General features: G+C 32.4%; 27 protein-coding genes. 23 read left to right on the forward strand and 4 right to left on the reverse strand.

Annotation, left to right across the window (positions count from 1 at the left end; all coding sequences use genetic code 11):
* The first annotated feature begins 112 nt into the window (after nucleotides 1–112).
* The 6 genes from F8154_RS06035 (at nucleotide 113) to rpsI (ending at nucleotide 4,413) form a co-directional block, all read left to right on the forward strand.
* Nucleotides 113–949 carry an energy-coupling factor transporter ATPase gene (locus F8154_RS06035; RefSeq protein ID WP_151860710.1) on the forward strand — a complete coding sequence of 279 codons (837 nt, stop codon included), beginning with the start codon at nucleotides 113–115 and terminating at the stop codon, nucleotides 947–949.
* Nucleotides 934–1,797: an energy-coupling factor transporter ATPase gene (locus F8154_RS06040; protein WP_151860711.1), complete on the forward strand. Its 864-nt coding sequence runs from the start codon at nucleotides 934–936 to the stop codon at nucleotides 1,795–1,797. The genes F8154_RS06035 and F8154_RS06040 overlap by 16 nt, the downstream gene beginning before the upstream one ends.
* On the forward strand, nucleotides 1,790–2,587 hold the full coding sequence (locus F8154_RS06045; RefSeq protein ID WP_151860712.1) for an energy-coupling factor transporter transmembrane component T family protein: 798 nt from the start codon (nucleotides 1,790–1,792) through the stop codon (nucleotides 2,585–2,587). Before F8154_RS06040 ends, F8154_RS06045 begins: the two co-directional genes overlap by 8 nt.
* 112 nt (nucleotides 2,588–2,699) lie before the next feature.
* Nucleotides 2,700–3,446, forward strand: a complete 747-nt coding sequence (gene truA / locus F8154_RS06050; protein WP_151860713.1) for a tRNA pseudouridine(38-40) synthase TruA — start codon at nucleotides 2,700–2,702, stop codon at nucleotides 3,444–3,446.
* A gap of 110 nt (nucleotides 3,447–3,556) precedes the next feature.
* On the forward strand, nucleotides 3,557–3,985 hold the full coding sequence (gene rplM, locus F8154_RS06055; protein ID WP_151860714.1) for a 50S ribosomal protein L13: 429 nt from the start codon (nucleotides 3,557–3,559) through the stop codon (nucleotides 3,983–3,985).
* 35 nt (nucleotides 3,986–4,020) lie between these two features.
* On the forward strand, nucleotides 4,021–4,413 hold the full coding sequence (gene rpsI / locus F8154_RS06060; RefSeq protein ID WP_151860715.1) for a 30S ribosomal protein S9: 393 nt from the start codon (nucleotides 4,021–4,023) through the stop codon (nucleotides 4,411–4,413).
* A gap of 94 nt (nucleotides 4,414–4,507) precedes the next feature.
* On the opposite strand, the gene F8154_RS06065 is transcribed toward rpsI, so the two are convergent.
* A complete protein-coding gene (locus tag F8154_RS06065; RefSeq protein ID WP_151860716.1) occupies nucleotides 4,508–4,735 on the reverse strand; it encodes a hypothetical protein in 228 nt (75 codons plus the stop codon).
* A 293-nt stretch (nucleotides 4,736–5,028) separates the two neighbouring features.
* On the opposite strand from F8154_RS06065, the gene cwlD reads away from it, so the two are divergent.
* The gene (cwlD, locus tag F8154_RS06070; RefSeq protein ID WP_151860717.1) at nucleotides 5,029–5,760 is read left to right on the forward strand and encodes an N-acetylmuramoyl-L-alanine amidase CwlD; all 732 of its coding nucleotides are present in this window, start codon (nucleotides 5,029–5,031) and stop codon (nucleotides 5,758–5,760) included.
* 163 nt (nucleotides 5,761–5,923) lie between these two features.
* Here the strand turns inward: cwlD and F8154_RS06075 are convergent, their stop codons facing one another.
* Complete coding sequence (locus F8154_RS06075; protein ID WP_151860718.1) at nucleotides 5,924–6,295, reverse strand: phage holin family protein; 372 nt, start codon at nucleotides 6,293–6,295, stop codon at nucleotides 5,924–5,926.
* Between the two features lie 97 nt (nucleotides 6,296–6,392).
* On the opposite strand from F8154_RS06075, the gene F8154_RS06080 reads away from it, so the two are divergent.
* Together F8154_RS06080 and hcp are read left to right on the forward strand one after the other, a co-directional pair.
* Nucleotides 6,393–7,235: a divergent polysaccharide deacetylase family protein gene (locus F8154_RS06080; RefSeq protein ID WP_151860719.1), complete on the forward strand. Its 843-nt coding sequence runs from the start codon at nucleotides 6,393–6,395 to the stop codon at nucleotides 7,233–7,235.
* A gap of 124 nt (nucleotides 7,236–7,359) precedes the next feature.
* Nucleotides 7,360–9,012, forward strand: a complete 1,653-nt coding sequence (hcp, locus tag F8154_RS06085) for a hydroxylamine reductase (protein ID WP_243141185.1) — start codon at nucleotides 7,360–7,362, stop codon at nucleotides 9,010–9,012.
* Nucleotides 9,013–9,156: 144 nt separating this feature from the next.
* Here hcp and F8154_RS06090 read toward each other — a convergent pair whose 3' ends face one another.
* Nucleotides 9,157–10,002 (reverse strand): substrate-binding domain-containing protein, encoded by an 846-nt coding sequence (locus tag F8154_RS06090; RefSeq protein ID WP_151860720.1) that lies wholly within the window; start codon nucleotides 10,000–10,002, stop codon nucleotides 9,157–9,159.
* A 348-nt stretch (nucleotides 10,003–10,350) separates the two neighbouring features.
* Here F8154_RS06090 and F8154_RS06095 point away from each other — a divergent pair, with 348 nt between their 5' ends.
* The 6 genes from F8154_RS06095 (at nucleotide 10,351) to F8154_RS06120 (ending at nucleotide 17,886) form a co-directional block, all read left to right on the forward strand.
* Nucleotides 10,351–10,512, forward strand: a complete 162-nt coding sequence (locus F8154_RS06095) for a DUF1540 domain-containing protein (RefSeq protein WP_151860721.1) — start codon at nucleotides 10,351–10,353, stop codon at nucleotides 10,510–10,512.
* A gap of 358 nt (nucleotides 10,513–10,870) precedes the next feature.
* The gene (locus F8154_RS06100; RefSeq protein ID WP_151860722.1) at nucleotides 10,871–11,581 is read left to right on the forward strand and encodes an ABC transporter ATP-binding protein; all 711 of its coding nucleotides are present in this window, start codon (nucleotides 10,871–10,873) and stop codon (nucleotides 11,579–11,581) included.
* Nucleotides 11,581–13,938 carry an ABC transporter permease gene (locus F8154_RS06105; protein ID WP_151860723.1) on the forward strand — a complete coding sequence of 786 codons (2,358 nt, stop codon included), beginning with the start codon at nucleotides 11,581–11,583 and terminating at the stop codon, nucleotides 13,936–13,938. Before F8154_RS06100 ends, F8154_RS06105 begins: the two co-directional genes overlap by 1 nt.
* A gap of 37 nt (nucleotides 13,939–13,975) precedes the next feature.
* Nucleotides 13,976–15,208 carry an efflux RND transporter periplasmic adaptor subunit gene (locus F8154_RS06110; protein ID WP_151860724.1) on the forward strand — a complete coding sequence of 411 codons (1,233 nt, stop codon included), beginning with the start codon at nucleotides 13,976–13,978 and terminating at the stop codon, nucleotides 15,206–15,208.
* A 119-nt stretch (nucleotides 15,209–15,327) separates the two neighbouring features.
* A complete protein-coding gene (locus tag F8154_RS06115; RefSeq protein WP_151860725.1) occupies nucleotides 15,328–16,497 on the forward strand; it encodes a TraB/GumN family protein in 1,170 nt (389 codons plus the stop codon).
* Between the two features lie 171 nt (nucleotides 16,498–16,668).
* Nucleotides 16,669–17,886 carry a serpin family protein gene (locus F8154_RS06120; protein ID WP_151860726.1) on the forward strand — a complete coding sequence of 406 codons (1,218 nt, stop codon included), beginning with the start codon at nucleotides 16,669–16,671 and terminating at the stop codon, nucleotides 17,884–17,886.
* Between the two features lie 6 nt (nucleotides 17,887–17,892).
* Here F8154_RS06120 and F8154_RS06125 read toward each other — a convergent pair whose 3' ends face one another.
* Nucleotides 17,893–18,207 carry a hypothetical protein gene (locus F8154_RS06125; RefSeq protein ID WP_151860727.1) on the reverse strand — a complete coding sequence of 105 codons (315 nt, stop codon included), beginning with the start codon at nucleotides 18,205–18,207 and terminating at the stop codon, nucleotides 17,893–17,895.
* Nucleotides 18,208–18,541: 334 nt separating this feature from the next.
* Here F8154_RS06125 and F8154_RS06130 point away from each other — a divergent pair, with 334 nt between their 5' ends.
* From F8154_RS06130 to F8154_RS06165, 8 genes are all read left to right on the forward strand, one after another.
* Nucleotides 18,542–19,585, forward strand: coding sequence for an HD-GYP domain-containing protein (locus tag F8154_RS06130; RefSeq protein ID WP_151860728.1), 1,044 nt, complete (start codon nucleotides 18,542–18,544; stop codon nucleotides 19,583–19,585).
* A gap of 207 nt (nucleotides 19,586–19,792) precedes the next feature.
* Nucleotides 19,793–20,077, forward strand: a complete 285-nt coding sequence (locus F8154_RS06135) for a nucleotidyltransferase domain-containing protein (RefSeq protein ID WP_243141182.1) — start codon at nucleotides 19,793–19,795, stop codon at nucleotides 20,075–20,077.
* Nucleotides 20,070–20,456, forward strand: a complete 387-nt coding sequence (locus F8154_RS06140) for a nucleotidyltransferase substrate binding protein (RefSeq protein ID WP_151860730.1) — start codon at nucleotides 20,070–20,072, stop codon at nucleotides 20,454–20,456. The genes F8154_RS06135 and F8154_RS06140 overlap by 8 nt, the downstream gene beginning before the upstream one ends.
* Before the next feature lie 280 nt (nucleotides 20,457–20,736).
* Complete coding sequence (locus F8154_RS06145; RefSeq protein ID WP_151860736.1) at nucleotides 20,737–21,279, forward strand: CD3073 family putative ECF transporter S component; 543 nt, start codon at nucleotides 20,737–20,739, stop codon at nucleotides 21,277–21,279.
* A gap of 856 nt (nucleotides 21,280–22,135) precedes the next feature.
* Nucleotides 22,136–22,774 carry a S41 family peptidase gene (locus F8154_RS06150; RefSeq protein ID WP_151860731.1) on the forward strand — a complete coding sequence of 213 codons (639 nt, stop codon included), beginning with the start codon at nucleotides 22,136–22,138 and terminating at the stop codon, nucleotides 22,772–22,774.
* Nucleotides 22,775–22,809: 35 nt separating this feature from the next.
* Nucleotides 22,810–23,433: a S41 family peptidase gene (locus F8154_RS06155; RefSeq protein ID WP_243141186.1), complete on the forward strand. Its 624-nt coding sequence runs from the start codon at nucleotides 22,810–22,812 to the stop codon at nucleotides 23,431–23,433.
* 184 nt (nucleotides 23,434–23,617) lie between these two features.
* On the forward strand, nucleotides 23,618–23,860 hold the full coding sequence (locus tag F8154_RS06160) for a L,D-transpeptidase family protein (RefSeq protein ID WP_243141183.1): 243 nt from the start codon (nucleotides 23,618–23,620) through the stop codon (nucleotides 23,858–23,860).
* Nucleotides 23,861–24,043: 183 nt separating this feature from the next.
* Nucleotides 24,044–24,328: an RNA polymerase sigma factor gene (locus F8154_RS06165; RefSeq protein ID WP_151860733.1), complete on the forward strand. Its 285-nt coding sequence runs from the start codon at nucleotides 24,044–24,046 to the stop codon at nucleotides 24,326–24,328.
* The last annotated feature ends 140 nt before the right edge of the window (nucleotides 24,329–24,468 follow it).

A 24,468-nucleotide genomic window follows, 5' to 3' on the forward strand; every position in this document is an offset into this window, starting at 1 on the left:
TTAGTCCCTGTTTTATTTCAGATTTAAATATGGTTATTTCTTATAAAATAAGGTATAATATCATTTGAGCTATGAGGGTGCATTATACATTGAATTTAAAAGAGGGATATACATGGAAAAAATGATTAAAGTGGATAAGGTAACCTATGACTATAGCAATAGCGAAAAAGAGGTTATTGCACTAAATAATATTTCATTAGAGGTCAAGCAAGGAGAGTTTGTAGTTATTATTGGACATAATGGCTCAGGAAAATCCACCTTGGCAAAGCATCTTAATGCATTATTATTACCTACAGAGGGAGATGTTTTTGTAAAGGGTTTAAATACAAAGGATGAAAGCAAAATTTGGGATATACGTCAATTTGCAGGCATGGTTTTTCAAAATCCAGATAACCAAATAGTTGCTACAATAGTAGAAGAGGATGTAGCCTTTGGTCCAGAGAATTTAGGCCTTCAGCCAAATGAAATAAGAAATCGTATAGAAAGCTCCCTAAAGGTGGTTGATATGGAGGAGTTTAGACATAAGGCTCCACATCTACTGTCGGGGGGTCAAAAGCAAAGAATAGCAATAGCTGGTGTAATTGCAATGCGTCCATCCTGTATTATTTTCGATGAACCTACAGCAATGCTAGATCCTTCGGGAAGAAAAGAAGTTATAAATACAATAAAAAAATTAAACAAAGAAGAGCAAATTACTATTATACACATAACTCATTTTATGGAGGAGGCAGTAAATGCCGACAGAGTTATTGTAATGGAGGATGGCGATATTGTCTTAGAGGGCACCCCTCGAGAAGTGTTTTCTCAGGTTGAAAGATTAAAAAAGCTGGCTCTGGATGTACCACAGGTAACAGAGCTTGCCCATCAATTGATTAAGGAAGGTATTGACCTTCCCCACGATATTTTAACTGTAGACGAAATGGTGATGAAATTATGTCAATTAAAATAGAAAATTTAACCCATATATATAATCCTAGCAGTCCCTTTGAGACAACAGCATTGGATAACATTAGCTTTGAAGTTACTGAAGGTGAATTTATTGGATTAATAGGCCATACGGGATCGGGAAAATCTACCCTAATACAGCATCTAAATGGATTACTAAAGCCAACTAAAGGTAAAATCCTTATTAACCAAGTGGATATAACATCTAAGGATGTAAAGCTACAGGACATAAGAAAAAACGTAGGCTTAGTCTTTCAATATCCAGAGCATCAATTATTTGAAGAAACAGTATATAAGGATATTGCCTTTGGACCAGCTAACTTGGGCTTAAATGAAGAAGAGATAAAAGCTAGAGTAGTAGAAGCAATGGATCTTGTAAGGCTTCCCTTTCAAGAGCTAAGGGATAGATCACCCTTTGAGCTAAGCGGAGGTCAACGTAGAAGAGTGGCTATTGCAGGGGTTTTAGCAATGAAGCCAAATATACTCATACTAGATGAACCAACAGCAGGCTTAGACCCAAAGGGGCGAGATGAGATTCTGGAGCAGATAAAAAGCCTTCATCAACAGGTACAAAACACAGTTATTTTAGTTTCCCATAGCATGGAGGATATAGCAAAACTAGTAGACAGAATTATTGTTATGCATAAGGGAAAGGTATCATTAATAGGAAAGCCAACACAGGTGTTTAAAGAGGTGGAGGTACTAGAGTCTATAGGACTAGGTATTCCTCAAATAACCTACTTAATGAAAATGCTGAAGGAAAACAATATTAAGCTTAGGGAAGATATCCTAACAATAGAGGAAGCAAAGGCTGAAATAATAAACTGGATAAGGGGTAATAAAAATGCTTAAAGATATAACCATTGGTCAGTTTTATCCAACTGGTTCATTTATACATGAGTTAGACCCAAGAACAAAAATACTTATTACCTTTGCATATATAGTAGGACTATTTATTGTTAGTAGCTTTATATCCTATGGAATTGTAGCACTATTTGTGCTGGGCTGTATTTTTGTGTCGAAAATACCTGTAAAATATATGCTAAAGGGCTTAAAACCATTAAGAGTTATAATAATCATTACTTTTATTATTAATATATTTATGACTAGTGGTACTATTATATATAGCCTTGGTCCACTTAATGTAACTGTAGAGGGGTTGTATCAAGGTACCTTTATGGCCTTTAGGCTAGTTTTTTTAGTTGTAGGAACCTCTTTATTAACACTTACAACTTCACCAATAGCACTAACAGATGGAATAGAAAACCTCCTAAATCCATTAAAGCCAATAGGTATTCCCGCCCACGAGCTTGCAATGATGATGACGATTGCACTAAGATTTATACCAACATTATTGGAGGAAACCGATAAAATAATGAAGGCTCAAATGGCTAGAGGAGCAGACTTCGAAAGCGGTAACATAATAAATCGTGCTAAAAGTCTTGTCCCATTATTAGTACCTTTATTCATCAGTGCCTTTAGAAGGGCTGACGAATTAGCAATGGCTATGGAGGCTAGATGCTATCGAGGCGGAGATAATAGAACAAGAATGAAGCAGCTTGTAATACAAAAAAATGATATTATTAGCATGGCTGTAATGGGCATGTTTATTGCAATATTAATATATGTTAGGATAAGATAATGTTTAGTGTTGAATGTTGAATGAAAAGAAGATAAAACTTATTTTATATAAAAATATATAATGTTATTCTTAATAAGCTTAATAATTTGAATATAGAGATGGGTTGATTTTAATGAGAAACATTAAAATTGAAATTCAATACGATGGCACAAATTTTTCAGGATGGCAGATGCAAACCAACGGAAGAACAGTACAAGAAGAAATAGTAAAGGCACTCTATAAGCTTACCCATAAGCAAATAAGCCTTCATGGAGCAGGAAGAACAGATGCAGGAGTACATGCTAAAGGACAAGTAGCTAATTTTAAAATAGAGTCATCAATCCCTACAAGTAAAATTCCATCAGCAATAAACAGATTCCTTCCAGAGGATGTAAGTGTATTTAGAGCAGCTGAAATGCCAGAAAACTTCCATGCTAGATATAGTGCAACTGGAAAGAAATATTCCTATCTAATCTATTTAGATACCTATAGAAACCCATTACTCCGTAACTATGGCTATCATATACCATATGAAATTAATTTAGGAAAGATGAAGGCTGCATCTAAGCTATTAATAGGTACCCACGATTTTAGAGGATTTATGTCTAGTGGAAGTAGCATAAGGGATACAGTTAGAAGAATAGATGAAATAGAGTTCAAAAAAAATGAAAAAAATTTATGGATTTCCTTTCAGGGGAATGGATTCCTATATAATATGGTAAGAATAATAGTAGGAACCTTTTTAGAGATAGGCAGAGGAAGATTTGATAATGTAAATATTGTTAAGGCATTAGAAACAGGACAAAGACAGTATCTTGGCCCTACTGCTCCCCCACATGGACTTTATTTAGATAAAGTATTTTACTACTTGACACACTAGGCTCATTGTATTACAATAATAGAAGCGTGAAAAATGATCCACTAGCCCCGGATCTTTACGTATAGATATCTTACACTCAAAATTCAGATAAGATATAAGGAGGGAAAATGATGAAGACATATATGGCAAAGCCAAATGAATTAGACAAAAAATGGTATGTTGTTGACGCAGAAGGAAAAACCTTAGGACGCTTAGCATCTGAAGTTGCTAAAATATTAAGGGGAAAGCATAAGCCTGAGTATACTCCACACGTGGATATGGGAGACTTTGTAATCATCTTAAATGCAGAAAAGGTGCAGTTAACTGGTAAAAAACTAGATCAATCTATGTTTACTTATCATACTGGTTATATTGGTGGTTTAAAGCAAATTTCATTTAGAAGAATGCTGGCAGAAAAGCCTGAAAAACTAGTATTTAGCACAATTAAAGGTATGCTTCCAAAGACAAGACTAGGAAGACAAATGGTTAAGAAGCTAAAGGTTTATTCTGGACCAAATCATAATCATGAAGCTCAAAAACCAGAAGCATTAGAATTTTAATTAAATACTGATTAAGAAGGGAGGAGCTATTTAATATGGCTAAATTAGCATACTACGGAACTGGTAGAAGAAAAAAATCCATAGCTAGAGTTAGACTTGTTCCAGGTGAAGGGAACGTTACAATAAATAAAAGAAATATTGAAGAATATTTTAACTATGAAACCCTAAGAAGAGAAGTAAAGCACCCTCTTACACTAACTGAAACACTAAGTAATTATGATGTAATTGCTACTGTAAAAGGTGGAGGCTTTACAGGTCAGGCTGGAGCTTTAAGACAAGGTATTGCAAGAGCACTTGTTAAATCAGATGATGCTTTAAGACCTGCTTTAAAGAAGGCTGGTTTCTTAACTAGAGATGCAAGAGCAAAGGAAAGAAAGAAATATGGATTAAAGGCTGCAAGACGTGCACCTCAGTTCTCAAAGAGATAATTTTAAAAAATACAAATATAAAAAAAGACTGTCAATGGATAGTCTTTTTTTTACTTGTATTAGAAAACAACCACATAACAGCTATATTCAGCGTCTAGTTAGAAAAATGCTTGGAAAAAGAGCTTATATCATCACTTAAGCTATTAATTGTATTAGTAAGGGCCTGAAGCTCAGAAATTAAGCGTGGGTCCTTAACCCTACCGTTATTATTATCCACCATTAATAATTGAATAGCAGATAATGCCTCCTGTGTCTTTGTATTATTGCTTCTAATTAAATCCAACTGATCTTTTATTGAATCATAATCTCCTCTATTATTCACTTAAAAACCTCCTTTGAAGATGCTAATTCTATTTTCTCCTAAAAACTATTAATTAATACTAAAATCAATTTAACAATAAGGAAAGTTTCCATGTTTACAAAGCATATATATAAATAAATGTAGCTATTAAAAAATCATAACAGCATACATGTATATAAAGAAAACTTAGTTCAGATGGAGTTTTAACTCCACCTGAACTCTAGTTGCACTTATTTCGAAGCTTGGCGGCACTTATCTCCCGCTTAAGAAGCGGGAGTGTTAGTAACGCCGCTGAGATAAAGGAGGCTAGAGTATTGAAATTAATAGTTATTAAAAAAACATCCCTTTACATTACTTCATTAATTATAATAGCAATATTAGTACTAATAATAGCAACCTCTTGGCATAAATCAATTACAACCTTTAATAGGCTGCCAAGTACAACCAAGACAATAGTTATTGATCCAGGCCATGGAGGAATTGATCCTGGAGCCGTTGGTAGAAGTGGAGTGGTGGAAAAGGATATAAACTTAGCCATAGCCAAATATCTAAGAGAGTATCTTGAACAAAGTGGCTCCTATGTAATAATGACAAGAGAAACCGATACAGGCTTATATTCACAGTCGGGGAGTATAAGGAATAAAAAAAATGAAGACCTAAGAAACAGAAAAGATATCGTAAGAAATAGTAAAGGAGATATTTTTATTATAATTCATTTAAATAGCTTTCCCCAAAGACAATATTATGGCGCCCAAAGCTTTTATGCCTCTGACAATCCCCAGGGCAAAATGCTAGCGAAAATAATACAAGAGGAGTTTAAAAACATTTTAGATGAAAATAATAAAAGAGTGGCTTTACCAAAGGACAACATATATCTACTGAGGGGTTTGGAAATACCAACTGTCTTACTTGAGTGTGGGTTTTTGTCTAACTCAACAGAAGAAAAAAAGCTTGCAGATAAAAATTATCAAAAAAAAATTGCATGGTCTATATATGTGGGAATACAAAGATATTTTGCAGAGGAATATAATACAAATGTGGATTAAAATTGTGGATAGTTTGGATAAAAGTCAGCTCAATACACAAATAATTATTTAGTTGCCTCTTAAAGCTACTATGTACTCTTATAATAAAAGCCAAACTGTGGATAATAGCCTGTGGATAATCTTAATAAAAGAACCACCTCAAGGGAGGTGGTATAAATTAGGACTAAAAGGTCTTTCCAGGTATAACCATATCAATTAAACCAATAACAATAGCACCTAATATAGCACCTATAACAGTTACACCCATAGCAGGTACAAAAAACTGGGTAACATAAATTACTATAGCTGCAACAATAAAGCCAGTAAATCCTCTCCCAAAAGGTGTAGCATCAAATTTGGCTACTTTAAAAATAACGTAATCAATAATAGTGATAACCAGTGCGGCAATAAGTACACTCCACAAACCATCAATAGAAAAGCCAGGAGTGAGGAATGCAGCTATAGCTATTACAATAGCTGATACTATAAATCTGATGATATTACTAACCACGCCCTGTGAACCTTTAGTTCTGCTTTCTCTTCTTTCATTAGACATATTATATTCTCCCTTCATTTGTTATTTATTATAGCATTACATAACAAGTAGATTTTTATGCAAATTTTAAGTAGTAGCTAAGAAGGAGGCTGCTGTAATGAGGAAAAAACTATATACTATTTCAATATCTAAGAGGATAATATTTTACATTTTACTATGCTGTATACTAGTATTGGTTTTAATAGGCTTTAGTAAACTAGAAAATTCATTTTTTAATAAAAACAGTAGAATATCCTCTAACACTACTACAGAAATAAAGGGACGAGTAGCTATAATAATTGATGATTTTGGAAACAATGGTGTAGGCTCAAAGGAAATTTTAGAAATAAATAGACCATTAACCTGTGCAGTGATACCTTTTTTAAAAAACACCAAAGCTGATGCAAGGGACATTTTTACTAGTGGACATGAGGTGATAATACATATGCCAATGGAGCCACATATTGGTGACCCGAAATGGCTAGGGGAAAAAGGAATAACAGAAGACTTAGAGCTTGAAGTTATAAAAGCAATAGTAGAGGAAGCAATAGCGGATGTACCCTTCGCGGTTGGTATGAATAATCATATGGGTTCTAAGGTAACTGAAAATAAAAGGATTATGGAGACAATTATCCTAGTTCTAAAGGATAATAATATGTATTTTTTAGATAGCAAAACAAGCTCAAAATCAGTTGTTAAAGAGGTGGCAATAGAAAATGAAGTACCCTATTTAGAAAGGCTGGTTTTTTTAGATAATAGAAAGGATGTTGAATCTATCAAAAAGCAATTAAGGCTGTTAGGTGATTTAGCCATTAAGCATAAAACAGCAGTAGCTATCGGACATGTTGGTCCAGAAGGGGGAAGGGCTACAGCCAAAGCTATAAAGGAAATGATACCTGAGCTAGAAGCAATGGGAGTAGAAATACTTCCAGCTTCAAAGCTTATAAATAATAGTAATTAAAGGGGAAAAAATATAGCCTTTAAATATGATTAATATCACAAATATATGTGATACACATCACAGCTGTTAAAAACACTTCCTGATAATATGTTACTAAAGAAAATATATTTGAAAGGATGATATGATGTCTACTGAAAAAATGTTTTGCCATCAATGTCAAGAAGCAGCAAAAAATACTGGATGTACAGTAAGGGGTGTATGTGGAAAAACCAGTGATGTTTCTAATCTACAGGATCTATTGATTTATGTATTAAAGGGATTAGCAACATACAACCTTGAGGCTAAAAGGCTTAAAATTAACAGCATTAAAGTCGATAGATTTATCACACAAAGCTTATTTACAACTATAACAAATGCAAATTTTGACAAAAATGTATTTACTGCTACAATAAATGAAGCCTTATTATTAAGACAAGAAGTAAAGACAGCCATATTAAATTCCGGAGGAAGAGTCAATCATATAGACAATGATTCAACTACATGGTTTTCAAGCTCAGAAGCTGAGTTTCAACAAAAAGCTAAGGAAGTAGGCTTTCTATCTATAGAAAATGAGGATGTACGATCATTAATAAGCTTAATAACCTTTGGGTTAAAGGGACTAGCAGCATATACAGAGCATGCATTTAACTTAGGCTATGAAGATGAAGAAATATACAGCTTTATGCAGCAGGCACTGGTTGATACACTAGATAATAGTAAAACTGCAGATGATCTAGTTGCACTTAATCTTAAGGCAGGTGAGGTAGGAGTAAAGGCTATGGCACTACTTGATAAGGCCAATACATCCACCTACGGTCACCCAGAAATAACAAGGGTTAATATCGGTGTTAGGAAAAGCCCAGCTATACTTATAAGCGGACATGACTTAAAAGATATGGAGGAGCTTTTGAAGCAAACTGAGGGCACAGGAGTAGATGTATATACCCATAGTGAAATGCTACCAGCAAATTACTACCCTGCATTTAAAAGGTATAGTCATTTTGTGGGCAACTATGGAAATGCATGGTGGAAGCAGGACAAAGAATTTGAAAGCTTTAATGGACCAATCCTTATGACAACAAACTGTTTAGTACCACCAAAGGAATCCTATAAGGATAGGGTATACACAACAGGTGCAGTTGGATTTGAAGGGTTAACACATATTCCATTAAAGGAAGATGGGTCAAAGGACTTTTCAAAGATTATTGAGCATGCAAAAAAGTGCAAACCACCTATTGAAATAGAAAAGGGAGAAATCATTGGAGGCTTTGCCCACAATACGGTATTAAGCCTTGCTGATAAAGTAGTGGAAGCTGTTAAATCAGGGGCAATAAAACAATTCTTTGTAATGGCTGGCTGTGACGGACGAATGAAGAGCAGAGACTATTATACAGACTTTGCAAAGGCACTACCCAAAGACACAGTAATATTAACCGCTGGCTGTGCTAAATACAAGTATAATAAATTAGATTTAGGAGATATTGGTGGTATTCCTAGAGTATTAGATGCAGGCCAATGTAATGACTCATACTCATTGGCAGTTATAGCATTAAAGCTTAAAGAGGTATTTGAGTTAAATGATATAAATGAATTACCAATTTCATATAATATTGCGTGGTATGAGCAAAAAGCTGTAATCGTATTGTTGGCATTACTACATTTAGGAGTTAAAAATATCCATCTTGGACCAACTCTACCGGCCTTCTTATCACCAAATGTGGTAAAAGTACTTGTGGAAAACTTTGGTATTGGTGGAATTACAAATGTAGAAGCTGATGTAAAAATGTTTTTAGAATAAAAAAATAGGCTGGAGGTGAGAATTAACTGCTTTTTCTCACCTCGAACCTCTTTTTTTTAGCTTCTAAAGGCTATACACTACTACCCTTATAGCTTAATGGGTGACCACCTTAGTTTTTTAGAGAAGCATTACATATTCAATCTATTAATTACCTCCATTGGGAATAAATAAAGCTTCACCATATTTTTCTTTACCGAACTCACCTATAAGATACTGCCCCTTTTCTGAAAGCATCCACTGGATAAGCTTTTTAGCCCCATCATAGTTAATACTGGGATTTTTTTTAGGATTAACAGCTATTATACCATACTGATTAAATAGAGTAGGATCTCCCTCTACAATAATTTGCAAATCGATTTTACCCTTCATAGATGTGTAGGTTCCTCTGTCTGCTAGAGTGTAGGCATTTTTCTCGTTAGCCATTTGTATTACTTGACCCATACCCTGACCAACAGAAAAATACCAGTCTCCTGTTGGCTCAATGTCAAGCTGACTCCATAGAGCTAGCTCCTTTTTATGGGTACCCGAATCGTCCCCTCTTGATATAAAAGTGGCTTTATTGGTATTAATTAAGGCAAAGGCCTCAAGTATATTGTTTTTTGCAAGGGTAGATATGTTAAAGGGATCACTGGATGGACCAATCAAAATAAAGTCATTATACATAACATCAAATCTTTTAACTCCATGGCCTAATTTAACAAATTCATCTTCAGCAGCCTTGGCATGGGCAAGTATAATGTCTGCATCTCCATCCTCCCCCATTCTTAGGGCTTGTCCTGTTCCTACAGCCACTACCTTTACCTTTACGCCTGTATCTTCAGTAAAAACAGGCAAAAGATAATCCAATAAACCGCTGTTTTCAGTGCTGGTGGTTGTTGCCAATATAATTGTTGAGTTTTTGCTGCTTATAAGACTACAGGCAGCTGAAAAAGTTATAAGATATACTATTAATATTGCGAAACAAGCTTTTAAAAATATACTTTTATTCACTTAATAACCTCTCCTTTAAAAGCTATAAAGAAACTTACAATTAATCAGGATTTTAAACTATATAATCCTTAAAATATTTTTACATAACACTTTTTAATTATAAAAAAAAATTAAGCCTACTTTGTAATTTCACTTTATTCTAAGCTTAATTAATAGCTTTGTCAATTACATGTTAAAACCAGAAGGTATTATACTAAATTTGACATTCAAAGACATCCTTAATATCAAAAATGAATATCCAGTGATAAATTTTAGTGATTGAATTAAATATTTAGCAGGTATAAAAACAAGGCTAATACAAAAAATAATAAAGGTCACATTAAAATAACCTAATAAGGAGGCTATTAAATGAAGACTAATAAAAAAATCGGTTGTACAGTTACTGAATGTGAATACCACTCTAAAGAAGATGCTTTCTGTAGCCTGGACCATATAAATGTAGTAAAGCATAAAGATAGGGCTACTAATCAAGAGACAACAGATTGTGGAAGCTTTAAAATGAGTAAGTAGCATTAAATAGAATGATAGCAGCTGCATAATACTGCTATCATTTTATCTTAATAATGTTTAGACTTATCTGCTTTAACTCTTACAATTTAATTATCAGTACATTAATGACTTAATTACAAATTCTGAAAATTAAAGCAAGACCTCATTAGATAAGAAATCCAATGGGGTTTTATTATATATTAAGTAGTTATTGTGTAAAAATGGTTATGTAGTATAATATAATAATATAATAAAATAATTAAAAACAGACGTTTGTGAATAACTGCAAGAGTGGCGACACTTAACTCCCCCTTTAGGAAGGGGAATATTAGTAATGTCGCCTGTTTAAAAATAAACTACATGGAATTGGGGTGGAATAATGGCGAATAATTCTTTAATGAAGGTAGAAAACATTAGTAAAATATATCAAATGGGAGAGGTAGAGGTTACAGCAGCTAAAAATATAAATTTAGAGCTATATCAAGGGGAATTTGTTGTGATTTTAGGCCCCAGTGGCTCAGGTAAAAGCACCCTATTAAATATTATTGGAGGTATGGATTTACCTACTGAAGGAAGGGTGTTTTTAAAGGAGGAAGAAATCACTAAATATAATGATAAACGATTAACCAACTATCGAAGAGAAAAAATAGGCTTTGTTTTTCAATTTTACAACCTTATGGCCAATCTAACAGCAAGGGAAAATGTAGAGCTTGCCACTGAAATATGTAAGGATGCTTTAGACATTGATGAAATAATGAAGGCAGTTGGTTTAGAGGATAGAAAAGATCACTTTCCTGCACAAATGAGTGGTGGAGAACAACAAAGGGTGGCTATAGCAAGGGCAGTTGCTAAAAATCCATTAATACTTCTCTGTGATGAGCCCACAGGTGCATTGGACTTTGAGACAGGTATTAAAATACTTTCACTGTTAAAGAAAATAAACAAAGAACTCAATAAAACTGTTGTTATTATAACCCATAATATGCCAATAGGTGATATGGCTGATAGAGTGATAAAAATGAGAAGTGGTGAGCTGGTGGAAATCAAGGAAAATAAAAATCCAATCCCTCCCGAAAGGATTGAATGGTAATGAGAAAGCTAGATATAAGGCTGTTAAGAATGATAAAGGCCTCAAAGGGACAATTTATATCCATTGCTGTTGTAATAATTCTTGCATTGACTATTTACATATCCTTTAGCATGACATTTGACAACCTGAATAATACAATAGATAGCTATTACGATATTACAAATTACGGTGACGTTTTTGTAGAGGTCGTAAGAATACCAAAGGCAGCAATAGACCAGCTTTATACAATAGAAGGCATATCAATGGCACAAGGTAGAGTAATGGTTGATGTACCATTAAAGGTAGAAAACCCTAATGAGAAGGTAAGAGTTAGGGTTGTATCAATCCCCAAAGAAGAAAAGCCAATTAATAAGCTTTTTACAATAGAGGGTAGAGAAGTTAAAAAGCAAATAAAAGCTACCGCAATGCTTAGGCAGTTTGCAGAGGCAAGGGGAATAGGTATAGGCGATAAAATAACTCCATATATTGCAGGTAGAGAATATCCCTTAGATGTTATAGGTATTGTAGGAAGTCCAGAATATATTTATTTAATGGAAAATGAACAAAGCATACTACCAGCACCTGAGAAATTTGGAGTTATTTATGTTGGAGAGGATTTTGCACAATCGGTCTTTGGCTATCAGGGTAGCTATAATCAGATAATGATAAAAGTAGATGATGAAAGCCTATATAAAATAGATACAATTATTGATGAGATAGAAGACCAATTGGATAGGTATGGAGTAGAAAGAATAATTAAAAGAGATGACCAGCTAAGTCATAAGATGATGATGGAAGAATTAGACTCATTAGATAAAATGTCAACCGCAGTACCTGTGTTGTTTTTAATTGTTGCTGGTGTCATAATTAATATTATGTTATCCAGAACAGTAAAAAATGATAGAATGGCTATTGGAGTTATGAAGGCATTAGGCTATAATAACATACAAATATTGCAGCACTATATTAAATACTCATTATCTATAGGATTAATAGGTTCGATATTTAGTATTGTATTCAGCATTATGCTTTCAAGAGTCTTTACAAATGTATATATGCAGTACATGAATATACCAATTATGAGAACTGAAGTCTACTTTATTTATATCATCTATGGAGTAATTTTCACCAGTATATTTTGTATTTTATCAGGATTAATGGGGGCAAGAAATGTTCTCAGAATTTTACCAGCTGACTCCATGAGGCCAGAGGCGCCAAAGATAGGAAAAAGAGTATTTTTAGAAAGAATAAAACCAATTTGGAGTAAGCTAACCTTTAGCTGGAAAATAGTTATTAGAAATATTATGAGAAACAAACGAAGGGCACTTTTCTTAATTATTGGAATTGCTTTAACCTATTCAATAACAATGGTACCGATTTTTATGTCATATGTTTTTAGTGACCTGTTTGCAATTCATTATGGTGAGTTTCAAACAATGGATTTTAATATAGATTTTTCTAAGCCTATGAATAATAATGGAATCAAAGAGCTTTCTAAGGTTATCGACATAGAGCATATAGAGCCTAAGCTTGAATTTCCCTTTGAACTAAATAGAGGCTGGAGAAAAAAGGTGGTAAGTGTAATTGGACTAAATACTAATACAGAGGTGTATAACTTTACTAGTCCTCAAGATGAAAGCTTTACCCTAAGTCAGGAGGGAATAGTATTATCTGAAGGATTGGCGGACTCCCTAAAGATTAAAATTGGAGATGAGATAATACTTAAAAATTTTTTACCTAACAAAGAGGATACAAAAATTCAAGTAACTGGAATAACACAACAATATTTAGGACTAAATGCATATATGAACATTGAAGCAATGGGAAAAATTATAGGTGAAAAGGGTATGATTACAGGGGCATTAGTGAACTCGTCAGATGATGTTACAGCTAAGCTAAATAATGTGGCAAATATAAATAATATACAATCAGTTGAAGATATGAAAAACAGCTTTTTAGAGTTTATGGATATGATTATATATTCAGTCGGATTATTAATGCTATTTGGTGGTATCTTAGGCTTTGCAATAGTATATAATGTGACGATTATAAGCATTAGTGAACGGCTTATGGAATTTTCATCCCTAAGGGTTTTAGGCTTTGACAAAAATGAGATTTACAAAATGATAACTAGAGAAAACGGATTATTGACACTTCTAGGTATAATCATTGGAATTCCTGTTGCATATGGAATGTGTTATGGTATTGCAACCGCCTTCGATACAGATATATTTAGCATTCCAGTAAATATTACTCCAATAAGCTATATTATAACAGCAATAGCTACAATTATTTTTGTAACTGTTGCACAGCTAGCTACAATACGAAGAATATATAAGCTTAATTTCATTGATGCTTTAAAGAGCAGAATTTCTTAGAAAAAATTTAAAATCAAAATGTGAGGATGTGAATAGAATGAAAAAGAAGTCAATAATTGCATTATTAGTAATTATTGTATTTGTATTAGTTGGATTCTACATATTTCAAGGTAATGCTGCACTTGAGGTTGAAACCTATAGTGTTATTGAAGGAGATATAGAAAAATATGTTGAGGAGTTAGCAGTAGTGGTGGCTAAGGATGCAGGTGGAGTATATACAATGGCTGCTGGTGAAGTTACAGAGGTACCAGTAGAAATTGGAGATACAGTCAAGAGGGGAGATGTATTGGCAAAGCTAGATAGTAATCATATAGAGAATCAAATAAAACAACTCCAGGCCCAAAGAAGACTAATAGCTGCACAATATGGAGAAGCAACAAAGCCGATAGATTCTAAGGAATTACAAAAGCTAGAGCTAGAAATAGCACTATTAGAAGCAAAAACAAAGCAAACAGAAAAAACAGTAGTCAATAACGAAGCCCTATATAAAGCAGGCTCCATAAGTCATCAAGAGCTAATCAATTCACAAATAGCACTAAATACAGAACAAAATAATTTACAGCAAATGAGATTAAGCTTAGAGCTTCTAAAACAACCAGCATCAAAGAATGTTATAGCACAGTTTGAAGCCCAACTAAGTCAAATTGATACACAAATAGAAGAATTAAAAAGCAATACATCTGACTTCACTATAACATCACAGCTTGATGGCACAATATTAATGAAGGAGATAGAAAAGGGTAGCTATATTCAGCCAGGCATGAAATTATTCGATATTGGAAATACCCATAAGGTATATTTAGAAAGTGATATACTAGTTAGTGATATTTCAAATGTGACCGAGGGATCAGAGGTAAAAATATCAAACAAAGACTTAGGAATAGCTTATGTAAAAGGAAGGGTTAAAAAAATACATCCCCAAGCCTTTAGCAAAATATCCGATTTAGGAATAGAGCAAAAAAGAGTTAAAGTTGAAATAGAATTGTCTGTAGCTATTGATAATATTAAGCCGGGCTATGATCTTGATATTAAAATAATTACATATCAGAAGGAAGGAATAAAGCTTATACCTGAAAGCTCAAGGTTTCAAATGGAAGATAAGGATTATGTCTTTATTATAGAAAATGGTAAAGCTAAGCTTAAGGAGGTTCAACTAGGCATAGAGAGTGAAAGGCAAGTAGAGGTTATTTCAGGCCTAGAGGTGGGTGATGTGGTTATTGTTACTCCAGATACTGATTTAGAAGAAGGAGCAGCTGTAAAAACCAGATAAGTAATTTAAGGAAAACATCACATAACTACATAAATAATTAAAACAGTTGAAGTTTTATGAAAACTAGACCATAATAGTAATAGAGGTTTTTTAATATTGCATATAAAAGGAAGGTAATTATGTCTGAAAACATTACTAGAATATATTTAGACGATAGGGAGATTATTTTAATAGGAACAGCCCATGTATCAAAGCAAAGTGCTGAAGAGGTAAAGGAAATTATACTAAAAGAAAAACCAGACTCGGTTTGTGTAGAATTAGATCAGCAAAGATATCAAGCTATTGTAGATGGAAGCAAATGGAAAGACATGGATATATTTAAGGTTATTAAAGAAAAAAAAGCAACCTTTCTTTTAATTAATCTTGTAATATCCTCATTCCAAAAAAGAATAGCTAAGCAATTCAATATAAAGGCAGGACAGGAGATGATACAGGGTATCGAATCTGCTAAAGAGATAGGTGCTAACCTAGTTTTGGCAGATAGAAGCATACAAATAACCTTCTCAAGAATATGGCATGGAATTGGATTAAAGGGTAAGGCACAGCTAATGCTTCAAATTTTCCTTAGTATTTTCAATGATGATACCATATCAGAGGAGGAATTAGAAAAGCTAAAGTCTCAAGATATGTTAAACTCAATGCTAAATGACTTTACAGAAGCCTTTCCCAAATTAAAGATTCCCTTAATTGATGAGAGAGATCAGTATCTTGCACAAAAAATAAAAGAAGCACCAGGGAATAAGGTGGTTGCAGTATTGGGGGCAGCCCATGTTCCAGGCATAAAAGAAGAAATAAAGAGGGAGAATGACTTAGCAGCACTTTCAAAAGCACCAAAAAGATCTAAGCTTCCTAAAATTATTGGCTGGTCAATACCTATACTAATATTAAGTATTATTGCTTATACCTTCTATGTAAATAGATCGGCAGGTATAGATCAAACAATGAGCTGGGTTCTATGGAACGGAATTTCATCAGCCATTGGAGCAGCAGTTTCATTGGGCCATCCCTTCACTATAATTACAGCATTTGTAATAGCACCAATAAGCTCATTAAATCCACTATTGGCAGCAGGGTGGTTTGCTGGTATAGTAGAAGCATATTTTAGACGTCCAAGCGTAGCAGATTTTGAACAGCTTTCAGAGGATGTTTACACCCTAAAAGGCTTTTGGAAAAATAAAGTTACACGTATACTACTGGTTGTGGCTTTAACTAACCTTGGCAGCTCAATAGGCACATTTATTGGAGGGGCAGATGTAGTACGTTTATTTATAAAACAGATTATGGGATAAATATTTATTATGTAAAATCATATATAGAGTTAAATATAAAAGTATTTTGGCATTTTTAAAAAGCAAAATACTTTTTTCTTTCTAAAAGTAAACATGATCTTTACGACAGGGAACTATTTTCTAGCCTATACGTCTAAAAAGTAAGAATACACATTTAAGGAGTTGAAGAACATGAGAAGATTAAGCTTAATATTGGTTATTCTAATGGTTATTTCTTTAGCAGCATGTAATGGCATTACAGACACAGACGTGGACAATATTGAGTATGAAAAGATTGATGAAAAGTTAATAAGTGGCAATACAGAGTTTGCCTTTGATATTTTTAAAGAAGCAAATAAAGAAGATCAAAGGGATAATGTTTTCATCTCGCCAATTAGCATATCAACAGCCCTTTCCATGACATATCAAGGTGCTAAGGGAGCAACTAAAGAAGGTATGGCGGAGGCATTAAATTACAAAGAAATTGAAACTGACAAACTGAATAATAGCTATAGAGAACTACTGAAATATTTAGAAAACATAGATAGCAAAGTTGAGCTTAATATCAGCAATTCCATCTGGGCAAGAAAAGGAGAAGCCTTCAACAAAGCATTTCTTGATGTAAATAAAGAGGTATTTAATGCCCATGTAACAGATTTAGATTTTTCAGATGCCAATGCTGCAAACACAATCAATGATTGGATTAAGGATGCTACAAATGAAAAAATAGATAAAATGATTAATCCACCTATCCCTCAAAATGTATTAATGTACCTTATTAATGCCATATACTTCAAGGGAGAATGGACTAATGAGTTTCAAAAGGATCGTACCTTTGATGGAAAATTCTATAGTGAGGATGGAAATGTTAGAGATATAAAAATGATGAGCAGGAATGATTCTGTAGAGTATGGAGAAGGAGATGGGTTTAAGGCAGTTAAATTACCATATGGTAATGGCAAAACTGCAATGTATTGTATACTTCCAAATGAAAATACCTCCATTAATAGTTTTATTGAGGATTTAGATGCAAATAAGTGGAGGGATATAAGAGAAAGTATCTCAGAAAAAGAAGATGTAGTACTTCAAATACCAAGATTTAAATTGGAATATGGTATAAAAGAATTAAATGATAGCTTAACGAATTTAGGTATGGGAGAAGCTTTTACTGGAGATGCTGATTTTTCAGATATAAGAGAGGGTATATTTATAAATAAAGTATATCATAAAGCAGTAATCGAAGTTAATGAAGAGGGTAGTGAAGCTGCGGCAGTTACAGTGGTGGAGATGGCTGAATCAGCCGCTATGGATCAAATCAGCTTTATAGCTAATCGACCATTTATTTTTATTATTGCAGAAGAAGAACTAGGAACAGTACTCTTCATGGGTAAGTTATTAGATATTAAATAAAGTATACTATTTAGGTTTGAAATTTATATCTGCTTTTTCTGGTATAACAGGAGGGGGTGAAGGTGGTCCCGCAAGTGGATGCCTCGGAGCATGGACTACAGTAATACTATTAAGTATTACCTCCCTCTCTATTAGTTGTCCCTTCTCATTAAACTTTTCACGTATCTCAGCCCTTGGCACTACCACAGTTACTTCATGTGGTATATCTGGGTTTGTGTTTCTACTCATTTCTATATCCAATGGTTTTAATTGTACCTTCACATAATCCGATTGTACTTCTTCATTTTTAAAAACCCTAGATAAAACTGATTTTATAGACACTTTATTATCCTCCCTTCAATAAAGCCTATTCAAGTATATTAAAAAAGGTGATAAAGAAATTGGTCATTACAATTACTAGAAATATTGTAAAAAAACAATGCTAATAATTAACAATATTAAACCCTTTTTAAAAAATACATGTCGAAAAAGCTCGAACAAAAGAAAAAGGATAATGTCGTAATTTGGCGAATAGAGTTATGTGCTAGCATAGATAACAAAAAAATAACTAAAGTAGCAAAGTAGTTTTAATCATATAGCATTCATTAGATTCTATCTATAAATAACTACTTTATTAAACCAAATTCCAAAAAGAGACAAAAAAAGGGGTGGACTAATGAAGAAATATATTCTTACGAGGGATGCTAAAGATGGAGAAATTGTTGCTGACGATGTATATATAGATCTATATAACATCCCTGTAATATTAAAGAATAGCGTTATAAATGAGTATATTAAAAAAAAGCTATTGGATTTTAACATATCACATATTTACGTGTTAAGGGATACGAAAGAGTCCATTGAAAATCATAATGAATATAGTGAAACGATTGTTGAAGAATACACACAATTAGTTAAAGAAATGAAGGGTGTTTTTTCAAATATTGCAAGGGGCGGCAAGCTTGAATCAAATGACATTCAAAGTATAGCCAATAAATTATTAAACAGCTCAGAAAACATATGTAAAATAGTCGAAGCATTACATAAATTCGATAATATAGATGAATATACCTATAGACACTCCATCAATGTGGCACTTTATTCAATGTTTATTGGTAAATGGCTAGGCTTAGAGAAAAAAGAAATAATGCATGTTATTGAAGCCAGCATACTACATGATATTGGTAAAGCAAAAATTCCTAAAGAGATATTAAATAAAAAGGAAGCCTTAAGTAAAGAAGAATTTGATATTATAAAAGAACACGCAACCATTGGCTATAATATAATCGAAGAGTATAGTTGGCTTGATTATAAGGTGAAGCAAGGTGTTTTGCAACACCATGAAAGAGAGGATGGAAGTGGCTATCCCTACGGACATAAAGGAGAAAAAATATGCTTATATGCTAAGATTATTGCTGTTGCAGATATATATGATGCATTAACCTCAGAGAGGGCTTACAAGCCTCGGAAAACTCCCTTTGATTCCTTTGAGGAAATTATTAATATTGGATATAATAAGCTCGACATTGCAGTTGTCAGAACCTTCCTAAATAACATAGCATCATTTTATTCTGGTACTAAAGTAAGGTTGAATAATGAAGAAGTAGGAGAGATTATCTATTTACCACCTAATAATATAATTTCTCCAGTTATAAAAGTTAAAGATATATACATTGACTTAAAAAAACACACAATTTACAAAATAGCTGAAATATTATAATTACCTAAACACTATCTATAGGCAGTAGTGACTACCAATTAATATATAGTAAAATTTAACAAATATCCACTAATAGAGCACTATATATGTTAATATAAATATATAGTGTTTGTTTCATTAATAAATAAAACTAAAATATCTTTTAAGGTGTAAATAATAGTTAATAATACTAAAGTATATAATTAATAATGGAAAGAAGAGATAAAAGTGAAGGATTATGTAATAGAGCAAATTATTAAAGTAGCAAATAAATACAAAATTGATAAAATAATATTATTTGGTTCCCGTGCCAAAGGTGAAAATACTAACACTAGTGATTATGACTTAGCAGTTTTTTGCCATCAGCTATCACCAACAGAAAAGGCATTGTTTTGCTGTGATTTAGAAGAAATAAATACATTAAAAAAAATAGATGTAGTGTTTATAGATGACAATATAGATGAAAAGCTTATGGAAAACATTTTAACAGAGGGAGTTGTGATTTATGGGTAAATTTAAAACTAAGCGGGTTAACTATAAAAAGGCACTGGATAGATTAAAGGAGGCTGCTGAAGAATTTAATAATACCACCAGTGATGTTGTTCGAGATGGTCTTATTCAGAGATTTGAGTTTACATATGAGCTTTCATGGAAAACAGCAAAAGAGTACCTAGAAGATGTAGGTATTACAGATAAAAATTCTCCTAAAGCAGTTATAAAAGAGATTTATGCTCAAAAACTAATTGATAACGAAGAAAATTGGCTACTAATGTTAAATGATAGGAATATGACCTCTCATGTATACAAAGAGGAAATGGCAGAGGAAATAGCAGAAAGAATAGTAAGGAAATACATCCAAGAGTTTGAGCTGCTTTTAGAAAAGCTACAATAGCCAGCGGTAAAATAAGCCTTCACTCACCCTTAGGCTTTTTTTATTTTGACTACATAAGTTTTAAACACAATTTTATGATTGCACTGTCACCCAAGTTACTTTTTATGATCGGTGTTTGCATTATAATTACTATGGAAGAGATTTGATTTCCCTATTAGAATACTAAATAATATTGATACTTTCAATTGTACCTTTTTAATCCAATCAATTAGAATGAATAAGACACAAAAACTTATTAGGAGGGAACAAATTGAAAAGTACATTTAAATCAACTAACGCTATGATTTTTGCTTCATTGGGTATTGTAATTAACATTGCTTTTGGCACTATAGTACAAACATTACAAATTCCATTACTATTCTTAGACACTATAGGCACAATATTTGTAGCAGCTGTTCTTGGACCATTTGCAGGAGCATTAACTGGAGGATTAACTAATATAATTCAAGGAATGATTACTAATCCTAAAAATATTCCATTTGCTATTGTGAATGTTGTCATTGGATTAATAGTAGGATTTATTGCTAAAAAGTTTAAGTTTAATATTAAAGTTGCTGTTATAACAGGTCTTATATTATCTGTAATTGCTCCGCTAATAGGAACACCGATAGCTGTATTTGTTTATGGGGGTGTAACTGGTGGAGGAACAGACTTGATTTTTGCATGGCTTTTGGCCAGTGGTCAAAGAATATTTACTGCAGCTTTTATACCAAGGATTACAGGCAATTTTGTAGATAAAATCGCCAGTTGCATACTAGTTGCATTACTTATACAAAAACTACCTGTAGATCCTCTTAAAGGAAAGCTAAGTAAAAATGCATAGAAAAAAGCTATTAAAAAATCCATATAAAGTTTACTAGATAAACTAGATTGTTAATATAATTATTATATGTAAATAGCTTTAGTAGTAGAGATAGTAGCATGGCTTGTTTAGAATTAATAATATTCTAGACAAGCTATCTTTTGTTGGTGAAACTTTGCTTTTATAATTGCAATATTACTATTCAAGTCTCAAACTGCATTTATCTTAACCATAAACTCAAATCTTTTCATCAAATTTTCTTCTGTTACAATATAATAATCACAAGCCCATCTAAGAGCTAATAGCTGTTTCTTATCTAATTTAAGTCGATATTTATCACACATATACTTTTTAGGGGTAATATCCCAAAACTTTATTAGGTAAGGGAGCGTACTTTTTAATTATTCTACATTTTTGTTTTATTAAATCTAAATTTTCTATGGGTCCCATAATCAACCTCCATAACGAGCGTATGCTCCTGTGCTTTAACATGGAATTATTATTAAATCAAAGTTTATACATAATTGCGTGATTATTTAAATATAAACATTTGAGCTGATTATCGTAGCATTTTGTCGAAATATTTACGAAGGTTATATATAGTGTAACATAGAATAATTTATATATTATCAAATCTATTATTTATTCTTATGAAGGAGGAAATCATGGGTTCAACTAAAAACATGATAAAGTATTGGTACCAATTGGAGTTTTTTTCTCCATTCTGGCAACTAAAGAAAAGGATAAGGACATGTTTATTACTGATAGCTACAAGCGTAGGTATACAAGAAAAATATAGATAATTAAATTGATGCATAAATGAAGACAGAAATGGCAATTTATGAAAAAATAATATAATTGTAAAGAGGGATAAAAAATGAGATTTAAATATATGTGTATTTTCTTTTTTTTATTGATAGTTATTTTAATAACAATAGCTTGTATCGGTCTAGAAACAGAAAAAGCTATAAACTCAGGAAACCTGAAGGTTGAAGAAAAATTGCAAGATTTTGAATATATGTATAAAGTGATTATAGAAAATTACCCTTTTTTAGAAGTTAACAGGAGAGTTAATGGAATTGATTGGGAGGCTAATTACAGTATTTATAAAGAAAAAATTATAAGTACTGAATCAGATAATGAATTCTTTGATGCTTTAGAAATGATTTTAAGAGATTTAAATAACAGCCATACTAGTATGTTAAATAGGAGTTTTGTAGAATATTTCAGAGATGGCTATTATCAGATATCGATAGAAGAAGATATGCAAAATCACTGGTGTAATTTAATATTAGATAATATAAATCATAAACTTGTACAAAATCGTTACCAATTAAAACAACTTAACAAACAGAACACAATAAGTTACAATGGGAAAAGTGATGTTAAAACAGAACCTATAGAAAATGCTGAAGTAAAAGACATTGTTGAAGGGAAGGTAGGCTATATTTACATACCTAAAATGATCCAAAATAATGAAAGAGATAGAGATGTAGAATTAATAAAAAACTATTAGAAGGAGTAAAGAATTATCAAGCTTTAGTAATTGATATTAGAGGTAATAATGGAGGCAATAGCGAATATTGGAGTGATTTTTTGCTTCCTCTAATTATTGATAGAGATTATGTAATGAATACTTATAGTTTTTATAAAAACGGAGATATAAATAAAAAATTATTGAATTATAAAAAAGAATTTAATAACTTTGATGTACAACATGTAAGGGATTTAGATAGAAGTCAATTTCCAATGCTCTCAAGTGAAATATACCAATCATTTATGTATTATATCAGCTATGTTTATAATATACAGCCAAATCAAGAATCAATAAAATTTCAAGGGAACATTTATCTGTTAGTTGATAGATATGTATATTCAGCATCAGAAGCATTTGCTGTATTTGTGAAAAACGTAAATTTAGCTACATTAATTGGTGAAAAAACAAGCGGAGATGGAATTGGTCATGATCCGTGGATAGAAATGTTGCCTAATAGTGGATTTTTATTTAGATTCTCTATGGATCTTGCTACTACCAGTGATGGTACTATAAACGAAGAACATAAAACAACACCTCATTATGAAATAGATCTTCCTAAAAAACACAAACTTTTTAAGTATGATCTATGCGTGCAAAAAGTTCTTGAACTAGAGGGGTTAGAAAGTGCAATTAATTAAATAAAACATAATTTATCATCTACCTTTTTAAACAAATTAGAGCATTAACCATAGCTTTCGGTCATCTTTTAAAACAGGGAGATGTAAGGGGATTAAACGAGTATATAGAATGGCAAAATAATATGATTTTAAAAATCCAGATTATGAAGACCTAAAGGTATTAGTTAACATATCAGAAAAGAAATTGTACTTATTAAATGGCAATGTATTAATTAAGCAATATACAATAGCCAGCGGTAAAATAAGCTCCCCATCACCATTAGGCTACTGGAAGGTCACTAGTAAGGCAAGGTGGGGTAGTGGCTTTGGTACCAGGTGGATGGGACTAAACGTACCCTGGGGGAAGTGTCAACAGGAATACATTTTAATAACTACCTGCCAAACATTAGAAAAGCTTAGAGATAGGCTTTTTTCTATTATAAGATAAATGTTAATATGGGTGTGCTCTATAGCAGAAGTCATTCTAAATTTTATAAAAAATGTAATTATATGTCGAACGGTTTATAGAGGTTTTATATATTCTTAAGTAGAATAACTTTAATAAAGTTATAATTTAAAAGTTTTTGTTGAATGATAAATGCCTTAATAACATAGAATTGAGGTGAATACTTTGCTAATTTTCCTAGCAGTAATAGATGATGTAGTTAAGCGAGATAAATTAGAAGAAATGTATGTTTTATATAAAAAAGATTTAATATATACAGCTTATAAAATTCTTGGTGATTATCATGAAGCAGAAGATGTTGTACAAACTGCAATACTAAAGGTATCAGAGCATTTAGATAAACTACAAGACATAAACTGTAATAAAACTAGATCCTTTATTGTTGTTATAGTTAGGAACTTAGTAATCAATATTTATCTCAGCGGCGTTACTAGCACTCCCGCTGCTTAAGCGGGAGATAAGTGCCGCCAAGCTTCGAAATAAGTTTTCTTTATAATCAACGTAAGAGGAGATATTCAGTAAATCTAGAAGAAGTTGAATATTCTGTACAGGATGAAGATTAGTAAACAATTATACAAAAGCTAACTTTA

It is taken from the genome of Alkaliphilus pronyensis (genome assembly GCF_009017275.1).
Taxonomy (GTDB): Bacteria; Bacillota; Clostridia; order Peptostreptococcales; family Natronincolaceae; genus Alkaliphilus_C; species Alkaliphilus_C pronyensis.